We start from the raw sequence: 14939 nt of genomic DNA, 5'->3' as shown, positions 1-14939 counted from the left end.
TCACCCTCGCGTGTCCGTGATCGTAGGATTACTTTCGGTGCACACAGTGGAGAGAGCGCGGCAGCCGACTATGCCGGAGGCATCGTGTGCGGGAGCGGCGCACAGCGTGCGGCCGGTCGGCGGGGCCAGAGCCCGCCGCTGACGCGAATGGGGGCGTGACCAGTGGGTGAGGGCGGCCAGTCCGGCAAGAGCCCGAACGAGCGGCTGCGCTCGTGGTTCGTGCGCAGCGGCTGGTCCAAAGGCGAGCTGGCGCGTCAGGTGAACCGTCGCGCCCGGCAGCTGGGCGCCCACCACATCAGCACCGACACCTCGCGCGTACGCCGCTGGCTGGACGGTGAGCAGCCCCGTGAGCCGATTCCCCGCATCCTGTCCGAACTCTTCTCCGAGCGCTTCGGCTGCGTCGTCGCGGTCGAGGATCTCGGCCTGCGGCCCGTCCGGCAGTCCCCCGCGGCCTCCGGGGTGGACCTGCCGTGGGCCGGGCCGCAGACGGTGGCGCTGATCAGCGACTTCACGCGCAGCGACCTGATGCTGGGCCGCCGCGGCTTCCTCGGGAACTCCCTCACCATGGCCGCGGGGCCCGCGCTGATCGAGCCCATGCAGCGCTGGCTCGTTCCCAGCCCGGGCCCCGAGAGCGGGATGCCCGGGGACGGCGTGCCGCGTACGGCGGCGGGCGGTCCCGGGGTGGGCGCCTCTGGTGCGACGGGCTACGGGGCGGCGGCCGGATCCACCGGCGGGCGCCGGCCGGGCGGCGGGCACGCGGCTGTCGGGGGCGCCGGAGCGTCCGCAGGCCTGGCGGCCGGCACGGCGTCCTTCGCGGGCACCTCGGCGTCGGGGGGAGCCGGTGCCGCGGCTTCCGGGCCGGCCGGTGGCGCGGCCTCCGGTCCCGCGCGGGAGCGGGCGAGCCGTGGCGGCGGGCTGCGGCGGGGCTCCCGGCTCTCCCCGCCCGAGCTGGAGCTGCTGGAGCAGACGACCGAGATGTTCCGCACCTGGGACGCGCAGTGCGGGGGAGGGCTGCGCCGCAAGGCCGTCGTCGGACAGCTGCACGAGGTGACGGACCTGCTCCAGGAGCGGCACGGCGAGCAGAGCACCCGGCGGCTCTTCCGCGTCACGGCGGAGCTGGCGGAGCTGGCCGGATGGATGAGCTACGACATCGGCCTCCAGCCCACCGCCCAGAAATACTTCGTCCTCGCCCTGCACGCCGCCAAGGAGGCGGGCGACCGGCCGCTGGGGTCGTACGTGCTCAGCAAGATGGGCCGCCAGATGATCCACCTGGGCCGCTCCGAGGACGCCCTCGAACTGATCCACCTGGCGCAGTACGGCAGCAGGGAGGGCTCCACGCCGCGCACCCAGGCCATGCTGTACGCCATGGAGGCCCGCGCCTACGCGAACATGGGCCAGCCCGGCAAGTGCAAGCGGGCGGTGCGGATGGCCGAGGAGACCTTCAGCGACATCGACCCCGTCGACGGCGACCCGGACTGGATCCGGTTCTTCTCCGAAGCCGAGCTGTGCGCGGAGAACGCGCACTCCTACCGCGATCTGGCCTACTCGTCGGGCCGCAGCCCCACCTATGCCTCGCTGGCGCGGCCCGTGATGGAGCGAGCGGTCGAGCTGTTCAGCCGGGAGGCGGACGAGACCGACGGCGGCGGACACCAGCGCTCCTACGCGCTCAACCTCATCGGGATGGCGAGCGTCCACCTGCTCCAGCAGGAGCCCGAGGGCTGCGCGGCGCGCGCGGGCGAGGCGATCGGGGTGGCCCGGCAGCTGCGTTCGGAGCGGGTCAACAACCGCCTGCGACGCACGGCGGCCAGCGCGGTCAGGGAGTACGGAGATGTCGCCGAGGTCGTGCACCTGAGCGAGCGGCTGCGGGCGGAGCTGCCGGAGGGCGAGGCCGCGGCGGCCGTGTGACGCGCACGGGCGGGGGCTGCTCGGGCGGGGGCCGCGCCGGGAGACCGGCTGAACCGGTGACGGACTCCACGGGTGACGGACCCGGTCGCGTGACCGGCTGACCGGCTCTTCCGTGGGCCGGAGAGTACGGCTGTCTGTCACCTCCGGGGCAGTGCTTCACCTCCTCGTAACAACGCCGGGCGCGTTTTCACTCCGGCGAAACACCGAGTGGCGTCGTTCGAAACGGGGCTTGGGGAATCTGGCGCGCATACCACCCGCCGATCCGGCCCCTGAGGTCTCGACATCGAGGAGACGTCCACATTGAACGGCGCGGATACCACTTTCGTACTGATCAGCGCGTGTCTCGTAATGCTGATGACGCCCGCCCTCGCCTTCTTCTACGGCGGCATGGTCCGGGTCAAGAGCGTGCTCAACATGCTGATGATGTCCTTCATCTCGCTGGGGATCGTCACCGTCTTGTGGGTGCTCTACGGATACTCGCTGGCATTCGGCCCCGACACCGGTGGAGTGATCGGAAACCTGGACTTCGTGGGGCTCAAGGGAATCTCGCCGGACACCCTCACCGAGAAGGGGGGCATTCCGGTATTCGCCTTCGTCCTGTTCCAGATGATGTTCGCGATCCTCACGCCCGCCCTGATGAGCGGTGCGCTGGCCGACCGCGTGAAGTTCAGCGCCTGGGCGCTGTTCATCACCCTGTGGGTCACGGTCGTCTACTTCCCCGTCGCCCACTGGGTCTGGGCCCCGGGCGGCTGGCTCTATGAGCTGGAGGTCATCGACTTCGCCGGAGGCACCGCCGTCCACATCAACGCCGGTGTCGGCGCGCTCGCGGCCGTCCTCGTCGTCGGCAAGCGCATCGGCTTCAAGAAGGACCCGATGCGCCCGCACAGCCTGCCCTTCGTGGTGCTCGGCGCCGCGCTCCTGTGGTTCGGCTGGTTCGGCTTCAACGCCGGCTCCGCGCTCGCCGCCGACGGCACCGCGGCCAACATGGCGCTCAACACCCAGGTCGCCACCGGAGCCGCCGTCTTGGGCTGGCTCGTCTACGAGCGCGTACGGCACGGTGCCTTCACCACCCTCGGTGCCGCATCCGGCGCCGTCGCGGGGCTGGTGGCGATCACTCCGGCGGGAGCGGCCGTCAACGCCATGGGCGCGCTGGCCATCGGTGTCGTGGCCGGAGCAGTGTGCTCCTGGGCGGTCAGTCTCAAGTACAAGCTGGGCTACGACGACTCCCTGGACGTCGTCGGCGTTCACCTCGTGGGTGGTGTCATCGGCACCCTGCTGGTCGGTTTCCTCGCCACGGACGGCGTGGGCGGTCTGACACAGTTCGGCAAGCAGGCGGCGGGGGCCTTCTCCGTGATGGGGTTCTCCTTCGTCGTCTCCTGGCTGCTGGCCAAACTGGTGCACGCCACCATCGGCTTCCGTGCCGACCCGGACGACGAGACAGCCGGGGTCGACCAGGCGTTCCACGCGGAGACCGCCTACGACTTCAGCTCTTTCGGCGGCCCCTCGGACCGGCCGCGTGGTGAGGTGCCCGCATTCGGCCTGACCAAGGCAGGCGGGGCGCCCGGTGAGGGCGGTCCGGGCGGGAACGACAGTGCCAACCACGACACCAAGGTGGACGCATGAAGCTCATCACCGCGGTCATCAAGCCGCACCGGCTGGACGAGGTGAAGGAGGCGCTGCGGGCCTTCGGCGTGCAGGGCCTCACCGTCACCGAGGCCAGCGGCTACGGGCGCCAGCGCGGCCACACCGAGGTCTACCGGGGCGCGGAGTACACCGTCGACCTCGTGCCCAAGGTCCGGATCGAGTTGCTGGCCGAGGACGGCGACGCCGAAGAGCTGACCGAGATCATCGTCAAGGCCTCGCGCACCGGGAAGATCGGCGACGGAAAGGTGTGGATGGTGCCCGTCGAGACGGCGGTACGGGTACGCACGGGCGAGCGTGGGCCTGACGCGCTGTGACGGAGCCCTCGGCGGTGGAGACCTGGGGAACGGACGAGGGAGCGGGGGCGCGTGACGCGGTGCGGAACGAGCGGCAGGCGGCGCGGAACGAGCGGGAGACGGTGGAGCGGAGGGAGCGGGGATACGCCGCGGCCCGGCTGCGGCTGCTCCAGAAAGAGGGACAGCCGGGGCCGCAGCGGCGCCGCGCGCTGTCCGAACTGACGGACCGCTGGCTGGCCGGACTCGTAGGCAAGAACGCGCCCCCCGGGGTCTCCCTGGTGGCCGTCGGCGGCTACGGGCGGGGTGAACTCTCCCCGCGCAGCGACCTCGACCTGCTCCTGCTGCACGACGGCCGGGTGGCCGCCGATGTCGTCGCCGGGATCGCCGACCGGGTCTGGTACCCGGTCTGGGATCTCGGTCTCGCGCTCGACCACTCCGTACGCACCCTCGCCGAGGCGCGCGCCACCGCCGATGAGGACCTCAAGGTGCAGCTCGGCCTGCTGGAGGCCCGGCACATCGCAGGGGATTCGGCGCTCACGGCTCAGATGCGCGCCGGGGCGCTCGCGCAGTGGCGTGCCCGCGCCCGCGAGCGGCTGCCCGAGCTGCACGATCTGACGGAGGAGCGGGCCCGGCGCCACGGCGAGCTGCGGTTCCTGCTGGAGCCCGACCTGAAGGAGGCCCGCGGCGGGCTGCGGGATGTCACCGCGCTGCGCGCCGTCGCCGCCTCCTGGCTCGCCGACGCACCGCGCGAGGGCCTGGAGGAGGCGCGGACCACGCTGCTCAACGTCCGCGACACCCTGCACCTGTCCACGGGCCGCGCCACCGACCGCCTCGCCCTCCAGGACCAGGACCAGGTCGCCGAAGGGCTCGGTCTGCTGGACGCCGACATCCTGCTGCGCCGGGTCTACGAGGCGGCCGGCACCATCGCCTACGCCAGCGATGTGACCTGGCGCGAGGTCGGCAGGGTGGCGCGGCCCCGCTCCGGCGCCGCGCGCGGGGCGCGCCTGCGGGGTCTGCTGAGCGCCGGCCGGCGTCCCGGAGGGCGGACGGGAACGCGCGCCGGAGCTTCCGCGGGGGAGCGCACGCCCCTGGCGGAGGGAGTGGTCGAACACGACGGTGAGGCATCGCTCGCGCTGAGCGCCCGCCCCGACCGTGACCCGGTGCTGCCGCTGCGGGCGGCGGCTGCCGCCGCGCAGGCGGGGCTGCCCCTGGCTCTGCCCGCCGTGCGGAAGATGGCCCGCACCGTTCCCGACCTGCCGGTGCCATGGCCCGCGCAGGCCCGTGAGGACTTCGTCACGCTCCTCGGCGCGGGAGAGGCGACCGTACCGGTGTGGGAGGCGCTGGAGGCAGCGGGCCTGATCACCCGGCTGCTGCCCGACTGGGAGCGGGTGCGCTGCCGCCCGCAGCGCAACCCCGTGCACCTCTACACCGTCGACCGGCACCTGGTGGAGACCGCCGTGCGGGCCTCGGCGCTCACCCGGCGGGTCCACCGTCCCGACCTGCTGCTGGTCGGGGCGCTGCTGCACGACATCGGCAAGGGCTGGCCGGGGGACCACTCCGTGGCCGGCGAGACGATCGTCCGCGACATGGCGGGCCGGATCGGCTTCGGCAGCGCGGACACGGAGGTGCTCGCGACACTTGTGCGCAACCATCTGCTGCTCATCGACACCGCGACGCGGCGGGACCTGGACGACCCCGCGACCATCTCCTCGGTCGCCACGGCCGTCGGCGGGCCCGGCACCCTGGAGCTGCTGCACGCGCTGACCGAGGCGGACGCGCTGGCCACCGGGCCCGCCGCCTGGTCGGCCTGGCGCGCCGCGCTCGTGGCCGACCTCGTCAACCGCGTCGGCGCCGTGCTGGCGGGCGAGCCGGCCGAGCACCAGACCGAGCCCCGGGAGCTGTCGGCCGAGGCCGAACGGCTGGCCATGGAGGCATGGCGCACCAAGGGGCCGGTACTGACGCTGCACGCGCACACCGGCCCCGCCGGGACGGCCGCCGCACCGGATGCCCGTGCTTCCGGAGGCGCACCGGATGCCCGTACGGGAAAGCTCGTACCGGATGAAGCGGGTTCCGGGACCGGGGAGGAGCAGGAGCCGGTCGGGGTCGAGCTGATGGTGGCGCTGCACGATCAGCCCGGGGTGCTGCCCGCGGTCGCCGGCGTCCTGGCGCTGCACCGGCTGACGGTACGCGCGGCCGACCTACAGCTTGCCGAGCTGCCGTCCGGGGCGGCACAGGAGGGCGAGAGCGAGGGCCGTGTGCTGTTGCTGACCTGGCGGGTGGCGGCCGAGTTCGGCGCACTCCCGCAGGAGGCGCGGCTGCGCGCCGACCTCGTACGCGCGCTCGACGGCTCCCTCGACATCGCGTCCCGCCTAGCCGAGCGCGAGGCCGCCTACCGGGGACCGCGCCGCAGGGGCGCGCAGGCACCGCCGCCCAGGGCGGCCGTCGCACCGGGCGGCTCCCGCGCCGCCACGGTCATCGAGGTCCGCGCCCAGGACGCCCCGGGGCTCCTGTACCGGCTGGGGCACGCGCTTGAAGCATCCGGTGTGCGGGTGCGCAGCGCGCATGTGAGCACCCTGGGAGCGAACGCGGTGGACGCCTTCTACGTGACGGACCCGGAAGGCGCCCGGCTGCCGGACGCCGAGGCGGCCCGGCTCGCGGAGCGCCTGGAGACGGAGCTGCGCTGAGCGGTAGCCGCGTCCGGTTGCGAGTACTCAGGCAGGCGAGACCGTGCTGATTCCGGCGGGCGAGGGAGTGCCCGCGCCGGAGGCGGCTACCCTTGGCAGAGATTGACTCCGCCACCGACCCGAGGACCAACGAGCGCTGTGTTCGATACCCTTTCCGACCGTCTGAGTGCGACGTTCAAGAACCTCCGGGGCAAAGGGCGCCTCAGCGAGGCGGACATCGACGCCACCGCGCGCGAGATCCGTATCGCCCTGCTGGAGGCGGATGTCGCGCTGCCCGTCGTGCGCACCTTCATCCGGCAGGTCAAGGAGCGCGCCCTGGGGGTGGAGGTCTCCCAGGCGCTCAATCCCGCCCAGCAGGTCATCAAGATCGTCAACGAGGAACTGGTCGGCATCCTCGGCGGCGAGACGAGGCGGCTGCGCTTCGCCAAGAACCCGCCGACCGTCATCATGCTCGCGGGCCTCCAGGGCGCGGGCAAGACCACCCTGGCGGGCAAGCTCGGCCGCTGGCTCCAGCAGCAGGGGCACACCCCGATGCTGGTCGCCGCCGACCTCCAGCGCCCGAACGCGGTCAACCAGCTGTCGGTCGTCGCCGAGCGCGCAGGCGTCGCCATCTTCGCCCCCGAGCCGGGCAACGGCGTCGGTGACCCGGTCAAGGTCGCGCAGGACTCGATCACCTACGCGCGTGACAAGCAGCACGACGTGGTCATCGTCGACACCGCGGGACGCCTGGGCATCGACCAGGACCTGATGCGGCAGGCGGCCGACATCCGCGACGCGGTCAGCCCCGACGAGATCCTCTTCGTCGTGGACGCCATGATCGGTCAGGACGCCGTCACCACGGCCGAGGCGTTCCAGGACGGCGTCGGCTTCGACGGCGTCGTGCTCTCCAAGCTCGACGGCGACGCCCGGGGCGGTGCGGCCCTCTCGGTCGCGCAGGTCACCGGCAAGCAGATCATGTTCGCCTCCAACGGTGAGAAGCTCGACGACTTCGATGCCTTCCACCCGGACCGGATGGCGTCGCGCATCCTCGGCATGGGCGACATGCTCACGCTGATCGAGAAGGCCGAGCAGACCTTCAGCCAGCAAGAGGCCGAGAAGATGGCCGCCAAGCTGGCCAAGGGCCCCAAGGAGTTCACGCTCGACGACTTCCTGGCTCAGATGGAGCAGGTCCGCAAGATGGGCTCCATCTCCAAGCTGCTCGGGATGATGCCGGGCATGGGCCAGATGAAGGAACAGATCAACAATCTGGACGAGCGCGAGGTCGACCGCACCGCCGCCATCATCAAGTCGATGACGCCCGGCGAGCGCGCCGAGCCGACGCTCATCAACGGCTCCCGCCGTGCCCGTATCGCACGCGGCTCCGGTGTCGAGGTCAGCGCGGTCAAGAACCTTGTGGAGCGCTTCTTCGAGGCCCGCAAGATGATGTCCAAAATGGCCCAGGGCGGCGGCATGCCGGGGATGCCCGGGATGCCGGGTGTCGGAGGCGGCAAGAAGAAGGGCAAGCCGCAGAAGAAGGTCAAGGGCAAGCGCCAGTCCGGCAACCCCATGAAGCGCAAGCAGGAAGAGCAGGCCGCTGCCGCGCGCCGGGCCGGCGAAGGGGACGAGGGCGGCGCCTTCGGCATCCCCGGACCGGGTCAGGACCCGGGCAACTTCGAACTCCCGCAGGAGTTCAAGGACATGCTGCCCCCCAAGTGAGTCCGCCGCGGCGGAGGCGGATGATGTCGTGCATGCGCGTATACATCCGCCCGCCGCGGCCGTCCGACGAACGTCTCTACAGTGAAGCTGTCGTCCGCTCGGCGGACCACCTCAGCCCGTGGAATCCGGTGGAGCCCGACGGCTTTCCCGATCTGCTGCGCCGCCAGGGGCCCGCGCTGCGCACGTTCTTGATCCTCGACAACGAGGACGACGGCCTGGTCGGCCGCGTCAATGTCGCCAACATCGTGCGGGCCCGATTCCGCAACGGCTCCCTCGGCTATGACAGTTACGTCCCCTACGCCGGAACCGGACGCATGTCCGAAGGGATGCGGCTGGTGGTCGACCGCTGCTTCCAGCCGGGCCCCGACGGGCTCGGACTGCACCGCCTGGAGATCAGCGTCCAGCCCGAGAACGAGCGTTCCCTCGCGATGGCCAAGCGCCTCGGATTCCGGCACGAGGGTTTCTCGCCCCGGATGCTCTTCATCAACAACGCCTGGCGCGACCACGAGCGCTTCGCGCTGACCGCCGAGGAGTGGTCGGGCGAGGTCTGACAGGCCCCTGCTCCGGCAGTCAGGTCCGGCGGGGCTACGTACGCGCGACGACGTACCGGAAGAGGTTCGGCATCCATACCGTTCCGTCGGCGCGCAGATACGGATGCAGCGCCTCCGTCAGCTCCTTGAGGACCTGCTCCTCATCGGTCGCGCGCACCGCGAGGTCGTACAGCCCGGTCGAGAGCAGGCCGCGCACCGCGCTTTCCATGCCCGCGTAACCGAAGGGGCAGGCCACCCGGCCGGATCCGTCCAGCCGCAGTCCGGAGCGTATTGCCAGCTCTTCCAGGTGGTCCCTCCCGCACCATCCGGGCGGCGCGTCCGAAGGTTCGGCCAGCCGCTCGGCGACCCGCAGCGCGGGCGCCACCGCGCAGCGCTCGGCCGGGCCCCATCCCGCCAGCACCACGGGGACGCCCTTGCCCAGCGACTCCCGCAGACGCAACAGCTCCTCGCTGCCGGGCGGCGCGTCAAAGGCGGTCACCAGGGCCGGCGGCGGTGCCTCCGCGAGGGCCTCCAGGCACGAGCCCCGCGTCAGCCGCGCGTCCCGTACGGGCACCTCACCGCCCAGCAGCCGCTCCTGCGCCAGCTCCAGCCGTGCCCCGTCCACGTCCACGCCGTGCACGGCGGCCCCGCGGCCGGCCGCCAGCAGCAGCGCCAGGCCCGAACCGCAGCCGAGACCGAGCACCCGCGTTCCGGGGCCGGTCTCCATCCGTTCGTACACCGCTTCGTAGAGCGGAACCAGCATCCGTTCCTGGATCTCTGCCCAGTCCCGTGCGCGCGCCGCGTGCTCGGCGGCGCCGCGTACGGCCGGGTGCCGGTGGTGTACGAGCGCGGGTGTCATCGCAACGCCTCAATCCGAAGATCCGTTCGCAGCCGTTTGGGTCCCCCCGAAGTGATGCCCGTCCCCGTGTGCCCAGAGAACTGCGCATCGGTACACGCGTCCAGGGGGTGCGCCCTCATGACTTCCACGACCCTGCCGTGCGCCCCTCCCGCCGTGTGCGCCGTCCACACCGAAGGGGACAGCGGGCGGCCGGATCCCGCACCCGACGGCGAAACGGGCGCTCTGGTGCTTCGGGAGGCCAGTGGCGTTCAGGGCACACAGAAAGTGTGCGTACGATCAACGACACCGCTCACACCGCGGCAGCGGAGGGCGGGCCCGCATCCGCAAGCAGGGGGATGCGCGCCTACTGCATTACAGGGGCGCGCCTATCCGGTGATACGTCCCGGCTTGAGTCGCGTGTGTGGCTTCTCCGTAGATCTGCGCACCCGCCCTCGTCCCGACCCATCAGCGTTGACTGACTGGTACGTGCAAATTATTTGGGATGCCCCGGAATCGGAACACCGGGGCACTCCTGCTCGTTGGGAACGACGTGAGCACGACACCACCAGTTCTCGCCGCCGAGCTGGCAGCCGCCTGGGCCGACATTCAACGGCACCATCCCGAGCTGCCGGATCTGGCCGCGCCCGAATCACTCATCGGAGAGTCGTCGTCCGCCTGCGGCACCGGCCTCTCCTTCGAACGGCTGCTCCATGAGGCAGTCCACGGCATCGCCGCCGCCCGCGGCGTCCGGGACACCTCACGGGCAGGCCGCTATCACAACCGTCGTTTCCTGGCGATCGCCGAGGAACTCGGTCTGGATCACCCCGAAGAGCCGCACCCCAGCAGTGGTTTCTCCCTCGTGGTCCTCACCCCCGAGACCAGAAGGCGGTACCGCCCCACCATCGAACGGCTCCAGCGAGCCCTGAAGGCGTACAGCGCCGCCACCGAGACCGACACCGGCCGCAGTTTTCGCGGTCCGGCGGCCCGGCACGGCTCCTCGGGAGGCGGAGTCCGCGTGAAGGCGGTCTGCGACTGCGGGCGCAACGTCCGTGTCGTCCCGTCCGTCCTCGCCCAGGCGCCCATCATGTGCGGGGCCTGCGGGAAGCAGTTCCGCATCCCCGTCGAACCCGTCAACCCTGTCAGCTCCGTCGATCCCGTCGAAGCGGCTGCTCCCGCCGAGCCCGCGGTGGCCGTCGGCTGAGGCGTCCGCCCCACCTCGCGGCGCCGGTCTCCCGTCCGGGCCCGGCCCTCCGGACGCGGTCTCGTTCCCGGCCCGGGGGCAGGTTTCGGCCGGGCCCGTGCGGTGTGGCATCATGGTCGGCTGTACTCGACAGTCGCATAGGACCCCTCTCTCCTCCGGCTGACGCGTCCATCGGATACCCGGCCCCACAACCCCACGTGGAAGTCCGTCGTGTCCACCCACGTCAAGACCAGGAGACACCACACCAGTGGCAGTCAAGATCAAGCTGAAGCGTCTGGGCAAGATCCGCGCGCCTCACTACCGCATCATCGTCGCCGACTCCCGCACCCGCCGTGACGGCCGGGCCATCGAGGAGATCGGCCTGTACCACCCGGTGCAGAACCCCTCGCGCATCGAGGTCGACTCGGAGCGTGTGCAGTACTGGCTGAGCGTCGGCGCGCAGCCGACCGAGCCGGTCGCCGCGATCCTCAAGGTCACTGGCGACTGGCAGAAGTTCAAGGGTCTGCCCGCGCCCGAGCCGATGAAGGTCGCCGAGCCGAAGACCGACAAGAAGGCTCTCTTCGAGGCCGCGGCCAAGGACTCCTCGGACGGCCCGAAGGGCGAGGCCGTCACGCCCAAGGCCAAGAAGGCGGACAAGAAGGCGGATGAGGCCGAGAAGGCTGACTCGCCGGCGTCCGCCACCGAGTCGACCGAGGCCTGAGGATGCTCGAGGAGGCCCTCGAGCACCTGGTGAAGGGCATTGTCGACCACCCCGACGAGGTGGGGATCGCTTCCCGCAACCTCCGTCGTGGACGCGTGCTGGAGGTCCGGGTCCACCCCGACGACCTCGGCAAGGTGATCGGCCGTAACGGCCGCACCGCGCGCGCTCTGCGTACCGTCGTGGGTGCCCTCGGCGGCCGTGGCGTCCGCGTCGACCTCGTCGACGTGGACCAGGTCCGCTGAACAGCAGCATGCAGCACCGGCACGGGCCGGGGACGGCACTACAGCCGTCCCCGGCCCGTCGTCGCGAGTGCCCACAGACCGAGCACGGAGAAGCACAGTGCAGCTAGTCGTCGCACGGATCGGCCGCCCCCACGGCATCAAGGGCGAGGTCACGGTCGAGGTCAGGACGGACGAGCCCGAGCTGCGGCTCGGCCCCGGCGCCGTGCTGGCCACCGAGCCCGCCTCCGCCGGACCGCTCACCATCCGCAGTGGCCGGGTGCACAGCGGGCGCCTGGTCCTGCGCTTCGAAGGAGTCGGCGACCGCACGGCGGCCGAGGCCCTGCGCAACACCCTGCTCATCGCCGAGGTCGATCCGGATGAGCAGCCGGAGGACCCCGAGGAGTTCTACGACCATCAGCTCGAAGACCTGGACGTGGTGACGCGCGAGGGAGTGGCCGTGGGGCGCATCGAGAGCGTCGCGCACCTGCCCGCGCAGGATCTGCTCGTCGTCCGGCGCGAGGACGGCGCCGAGGTGCTGATCCCGTTCGTCAGCGAGATCGTCCCCGAGATCGACCTGGAGGCGCAGCGGGCCGTCATCGACCCGCCGCCCGGCCTGCTCGGCGACGAGGACGAGGCCGAGGATGCGGGCGGGGCCGAGGACGCGGACGGGGAGAGGCCGCACGGCGAGAACGCGGAGAGCCCGCGCGGCGAGGGCGAGGAGCGCTCGCGGTGAGGCTCGACGTGGTCACGATCTTTCCCGAGTACCTGGAGCCGCTGAACGTCTCCCTGGTCGGCAAGGCCCGTGCGCGCGGGGTGCTGGACGTGCGCGTCCACGACCTGCGTACGTGGACCCACGACCGGCACAACACTGTCGATGACACCCCCTACGGCGGCGGCCCCGGCATGGTCATGAAGCCGGAGCCCTGGGGTGAGGCGCTGGATGAGATCCTGCGATCCGGCCAGGACGAGCCCGTGCTCGTCGTCCCCACCCCCAGCGGCAAGCCCTTCACCCAGGAGCTGGCCGTCGAACTGGCCGCGAAGCCCTGGCTGGTGTTCACACCGGCCCGCTACGAGGGCATCGACCGCCGAGTCATCGAGGAGTACGCGGAGCGCGTCGAGGTGCGCGAGGTCTCCATCGGGGACTACGTCCTGGCCGGCGGGGAAGCGCCCGTGCTCGTCATGGTCGAGGCCGTCGCCCGGCTGCTGCCCGGAGTCCTCGGCAACGCCGAGTCGCACCGTGACGACTCCTTCGCACCCGGCGCGATGGCGGACCTCCTGGAGGGCCCCGTCTACACCAAGCCGCCCGAGTGGCGGGAGCGCGGCATCCCCGAGGTGCTGCTGAGCGGGCACCACGGTAAGATCGCCCGCTGGCGCCGCGACGAGGCGCTCGCCCGTACGGCGGCCCACCGCCCCGACCTGATCGCGCGCTGCGAGCCCGGGTCCCTGGACAAGCACGACAGGGCGACCCTGGAGGCGCTGGGCTGGCGGCAGGGAACGGACGGCCGATTTTGGCCGGGCGGGGAGCCCGTGGAAGAATAGGCCGCTGCCTCGCTTCCGGCGCGCGACCCTGCCACAGGGGGACCAACGCACGCACGGAGTGGCGGCTCCCCATCATCATCACGACATTCCGCTGATGACCTGTGGCATCAGCGAGGAAAGCAGACGGTCATGTCCAACCTTCTCGACAGCGTCGACTCCGCCTCCCTGCGCGAGGACGTCCCCGGGTTCCGCCCCGGCGACACGGTCAACGTCCACGTCCGCGTCATCGAGGGCAACCGCTCGCGTGTGCAGCAGTTCAAGGGCGTCTGCATCCGCCGCCAGGGCTCGGGCGTGCGGGAGACCTTCACGGTCCGCAAGGTCAGCTTCAGCGTCGGCGTCGAGCGCACCTTCCCGGTGCACACCCCGATCGTCGAGAAGATCGAGGTCGTGACCCGCGGTGACGTCCGCCGCGCCAAGCTCTACTACCTCCGTGACCTGCGCGGCAAGGCCGCCAAGATCAAGGAGAAGCGCGAGAACTGATCTCGCGTTCTGGGCGTCCGGACCGCCGGTTAGGCTTCCGAGCGATGGACACCCAAGAACAGCAGAACGAACCGGAGCGCGACCGCTCTTCCGGCCCCGAAGGGGGAGGGGGGAGCAGGTCGCGCTCCTTTCGTATCGCTGCCTGGGCAGCGGGGGTCCTGGGGGTCCTCTTGCTGACCAGCGCCTTTGTGGTGCAGCCTTTTCTGATTCCGAGCTCTTCCATGGAGCCGACCTTGGACGTCGGTGACCGGGTGCTGGTGAACAAGCTGGCTTACCGTTTCGGCAACCATCCGGAGCGCGGGGACGTTGTGGTCTTCGACGGGACGGATTCCTTCGCGGGGGAGGAGGGCGCGGGCGGCAACGCGGTGACCACCGCGCTGCGCAAGGCCGGAGCTGCCACCGGCCTGGTCCGCCCCTCCGAGACGGACTATGTGAAGCGCGTGATCGGCGTCGGCGGAGACTTGGTGAGCTGCTGCGACAAGCGGGGGAGGATCGAGGTGAACGGTCGGCCTGTGGACGAGGGCTACCTCTACGGCTCGGACGCCCCCTCTTCCGTTCCCTTCGAGACCCGTGTACCCGACGGGCGCATGTGGGTCATGGGCGACCACCGCTCACAGTCGAGCGACTCCCGCGACCACCTCGGCGAGCCGGGCGGCGGGACCGTGCCCGTGGAGCGCGTGATCGGCCGGGCCGACTGGATCGGGTGGCCTCCGCGCCGCCTCGGGTCGGTGACCCCCGGCGCGGCCGTCGGCGGCGGCCATGACTGACCACCGGGGCCGGTACCCCGGCCGCGACGGACACCCCCGGCCTCCGCACCCCCGTCCCCCACAGCCCCCGAGACAGCGCTACGCCTATGGCGTCCCCAGCGAGGACGACGCCAACTACGAGGACGGCTACGAAGACCGCGCCCCCTTCGGCCAGGGGAACGGCGGCTACGGGAATCCGGGCTCCGGCCACCAGGGCCCCGGGTATGAGGGGTACGGATACGAGGGGCAGCAGGACCAGTGGCCGCGGGACGAGCGGCAGTGGGACGCGCCGTTCGGCCCTGGCGCCGGGTCTGGCTCTGGTTCCGGTCCTGGCCCAGGTCCGGGCCCTGGTCGCGGCCCCGCTTATCCGAACGGCCCCGCTTATCCGAACGGCAACGGCAACGGCAACGGCAACGGCGGTCCGGCCGTCCAGCCCCCTTCGGCAGATCCGTACGGCAGCACC

14 protein-coding genes are annotated in these 14939 nt (G+C 71.5%); 13 read left to right on the top strand and 1 reads right to left on the bottom strand.

What is annotated here, in order from left to right; genetic code table 11:
- The first annotated feature begins 162 nt into the window (after window positions 1-162).
- The 6 genes from OHB04_RS12215 to OHB04_RS12190 all read left to right on the top strand — a co-directional run bounded on the left by OHB04_RS12215 (window position 163) and on the right by OHB04_RS12190 (window position 8772).
- Window positions 163-1905 (top strand): hypothetical protein, encoded by a 1743-nt coding sequence (locus tag OHB04_RS12215; protein WP_326687705.1) that lies wholly within the window; start codon window positions 163-165, stop codon window positions 1903-1905.
- 300 nt (window positions 1906-2205) lie between these two features.
- Window positions 2206-3528 (top strand): ammonium transporter, encoded by a 1323-nt coding sequence (locus OHB04_RS12210; protein ID WP_326687704.1) that lies wholly within the window; start codon window positions 2206-2208, stop codon window positions 3526-3528.
- Window positions 3525-3863 carry a P-II family nitrogen regulator gene (locus OHB04_RS12205; protein WP_326687703.1) on the top strand — a complete coding sequence of 113 codons (339 nt, stop codon included), beginning with the start codon at window positions 3525-3527 and terminating at the stop codon, window positions 3861-3863. The genes OHB04_RS12210 and OHB04_RS12205 overlap by 4 nt, the downstream gene beginning before the upstream one ends.
- A gap of 59 nt (window positions 3864-3922) precedes the next feature.
- Window positions 3923-6526 carry a [protein-PII] uridylyltransferase gene (locus OHB04_RS12200; protein WP_442815088.1) on the top strand — a complete coding sequence of 868 codons (2604 nt, stop codon included), beginning with the start codon at window positions 3923-3925 and terminating at the stop codon, window positions 6524-6526.
- 138 nt (window positions 6527-6664) lie between these two features.
- Window positions 6665-8221: a signal recognition particle protein gene (gene ffh, locus OHB04_RS12195; RefSeq protein WP_326687702.1), complete on the top strand. Its 1557-nt coding sequence runs from the start codon at window positions 6665-6667 to the stop codon at window positions 8219-8221.
- Between the two features lie 32 nt (window positions 8222-8253).
- Entirely contained in the window at window positions 8254-8772 is a 519-nt protein-coding gene (locus tag OHB04_RS12190) for a GNAT family N-acetyltransferase (RefSeq protein ID WP_326687701.1), read from the top strand.
- Window positions 8773-8806: 34 nt separating this feature from the next.
- Here the strand turns inward: OHB04_RS12190 and OHB04_RS12185 are convergent, their stop codons facing one another.
- Entirely contained in the window at window positions 8807-9610 is an 804-nt protein-coding gene (locus OHB04_RS12185) for a class I SAM-dependent methyltransferase (RefSeq protein WP_326807445.1), read from the bottom strand.
- Window positions 9611-10091: 481 nt separating this feature from the next.
- Here OHB04_RS12185 and OHB04_RS12180 point away from each other — a divergent pair, with 481 nt between their 5' ends.
- The 7 genes from OHB04_RS12180 (at window position 10092) to lepB (ending at window position 14497) form a co-directional block, all read left to right on the top strand.
- Entirely contained in the window at window positions 10092-10790 is a 699-nt protein-coding gene (locus tag OHB04_RS12180; protein WP_326687699.1) for a hypothetical protein, read from the top strand.
- A 247-nt stretch (window positions 10791-11037) separates the two neighbouring features.
- The gene (rpsP, locus tag OHB04_RS12175; protein ID WP_326687698.1) at window positions 11038-11490 is read left to right on the top strand and encodes a 30S ribosomal protein S16; all 453 of its coding nucleotides are present in this window, start codon (window positions 11038-11040) and stop codon (window positions 11488-11490) included.
- 2 nt (window positions 11491-11492) lie between these two features.
- Window positions 11493-11732, top strand: coding sequence for an RNA-binding protein (locus OHB04_RS12170; protein ID WP_326687697.1), 240 nt, complete (start codon window positions 11493-11495; stop codon window positions 11730-11732).
- Between the two features lie 97 nt (window positions 11733-11829).
- Complete coding sequence (rimM, locus tag OHB04_RS12165; protein WP_326687696.1) at window positions 11830-12444, top strand: ribosome maturation factor RimM; 615 nt, start codon at window positions 11830-11832, stop codon at window positions 12442-12444.
- Window positions 12441-13250: a tRNA (guanosine(37)-N1)-methyltransferase TrmD gene (gene trmD / locus OHB04_RS12160; protein WP_326687695.1), complete on the top strand. Its 810-nt coding sequence runs from the start codon at window positions 12441-12443 to the stop codon at window positions 13248-13250. The genes rimM and trmD overlap by 4 nt, the downstream gene beginning before the upstream one ends.
- Before the next feature lie 129 nt (window positions 13251-13379).
- The gene (gene rplS, locus OHB04_RS12155) at window positions 13380-13730 is read left to right on the top strand and encodes a 50S ribosomal protein L19 (RefSeq protein ID WP_326687694.1); all 351 of its coding nucleotides are present in this window, start codon (window positions 13380-13382) and stop codon (window positions 13728-13730) included.
- A gap of 44 nt (window positions 13731-13774) precedes the next feature.
- Window positions 13775-14497, top strand: a complete 723-nt coding sequence (gene lepB / locus OHB04_RS12150) for a signal peptidase I (RefSeq protein WP_326687693.1) — start codon at window positions 13775-13777, stop codon at window positions 14495-14497.
- The last annotated feature ends 442 nt before the right edge of the window (window positions 14498-14939 follow it).

Origin of the sequence: Streptomyces sp. NBC_01775 (genome assembly GCF_035917675.1) — a bacterium.
Taxonomy (GTDB): domain Bacteria; phylum Actinomycetota; class Actinomycetes; order Streptomycetales; family Streptomycetaceae; genus Streptomyces.
The sequence above is the reverse complement of the archived record's forward strand: the minus strand, read 5'-3'. Positions and strand labels throughout refer to the sequence as shown.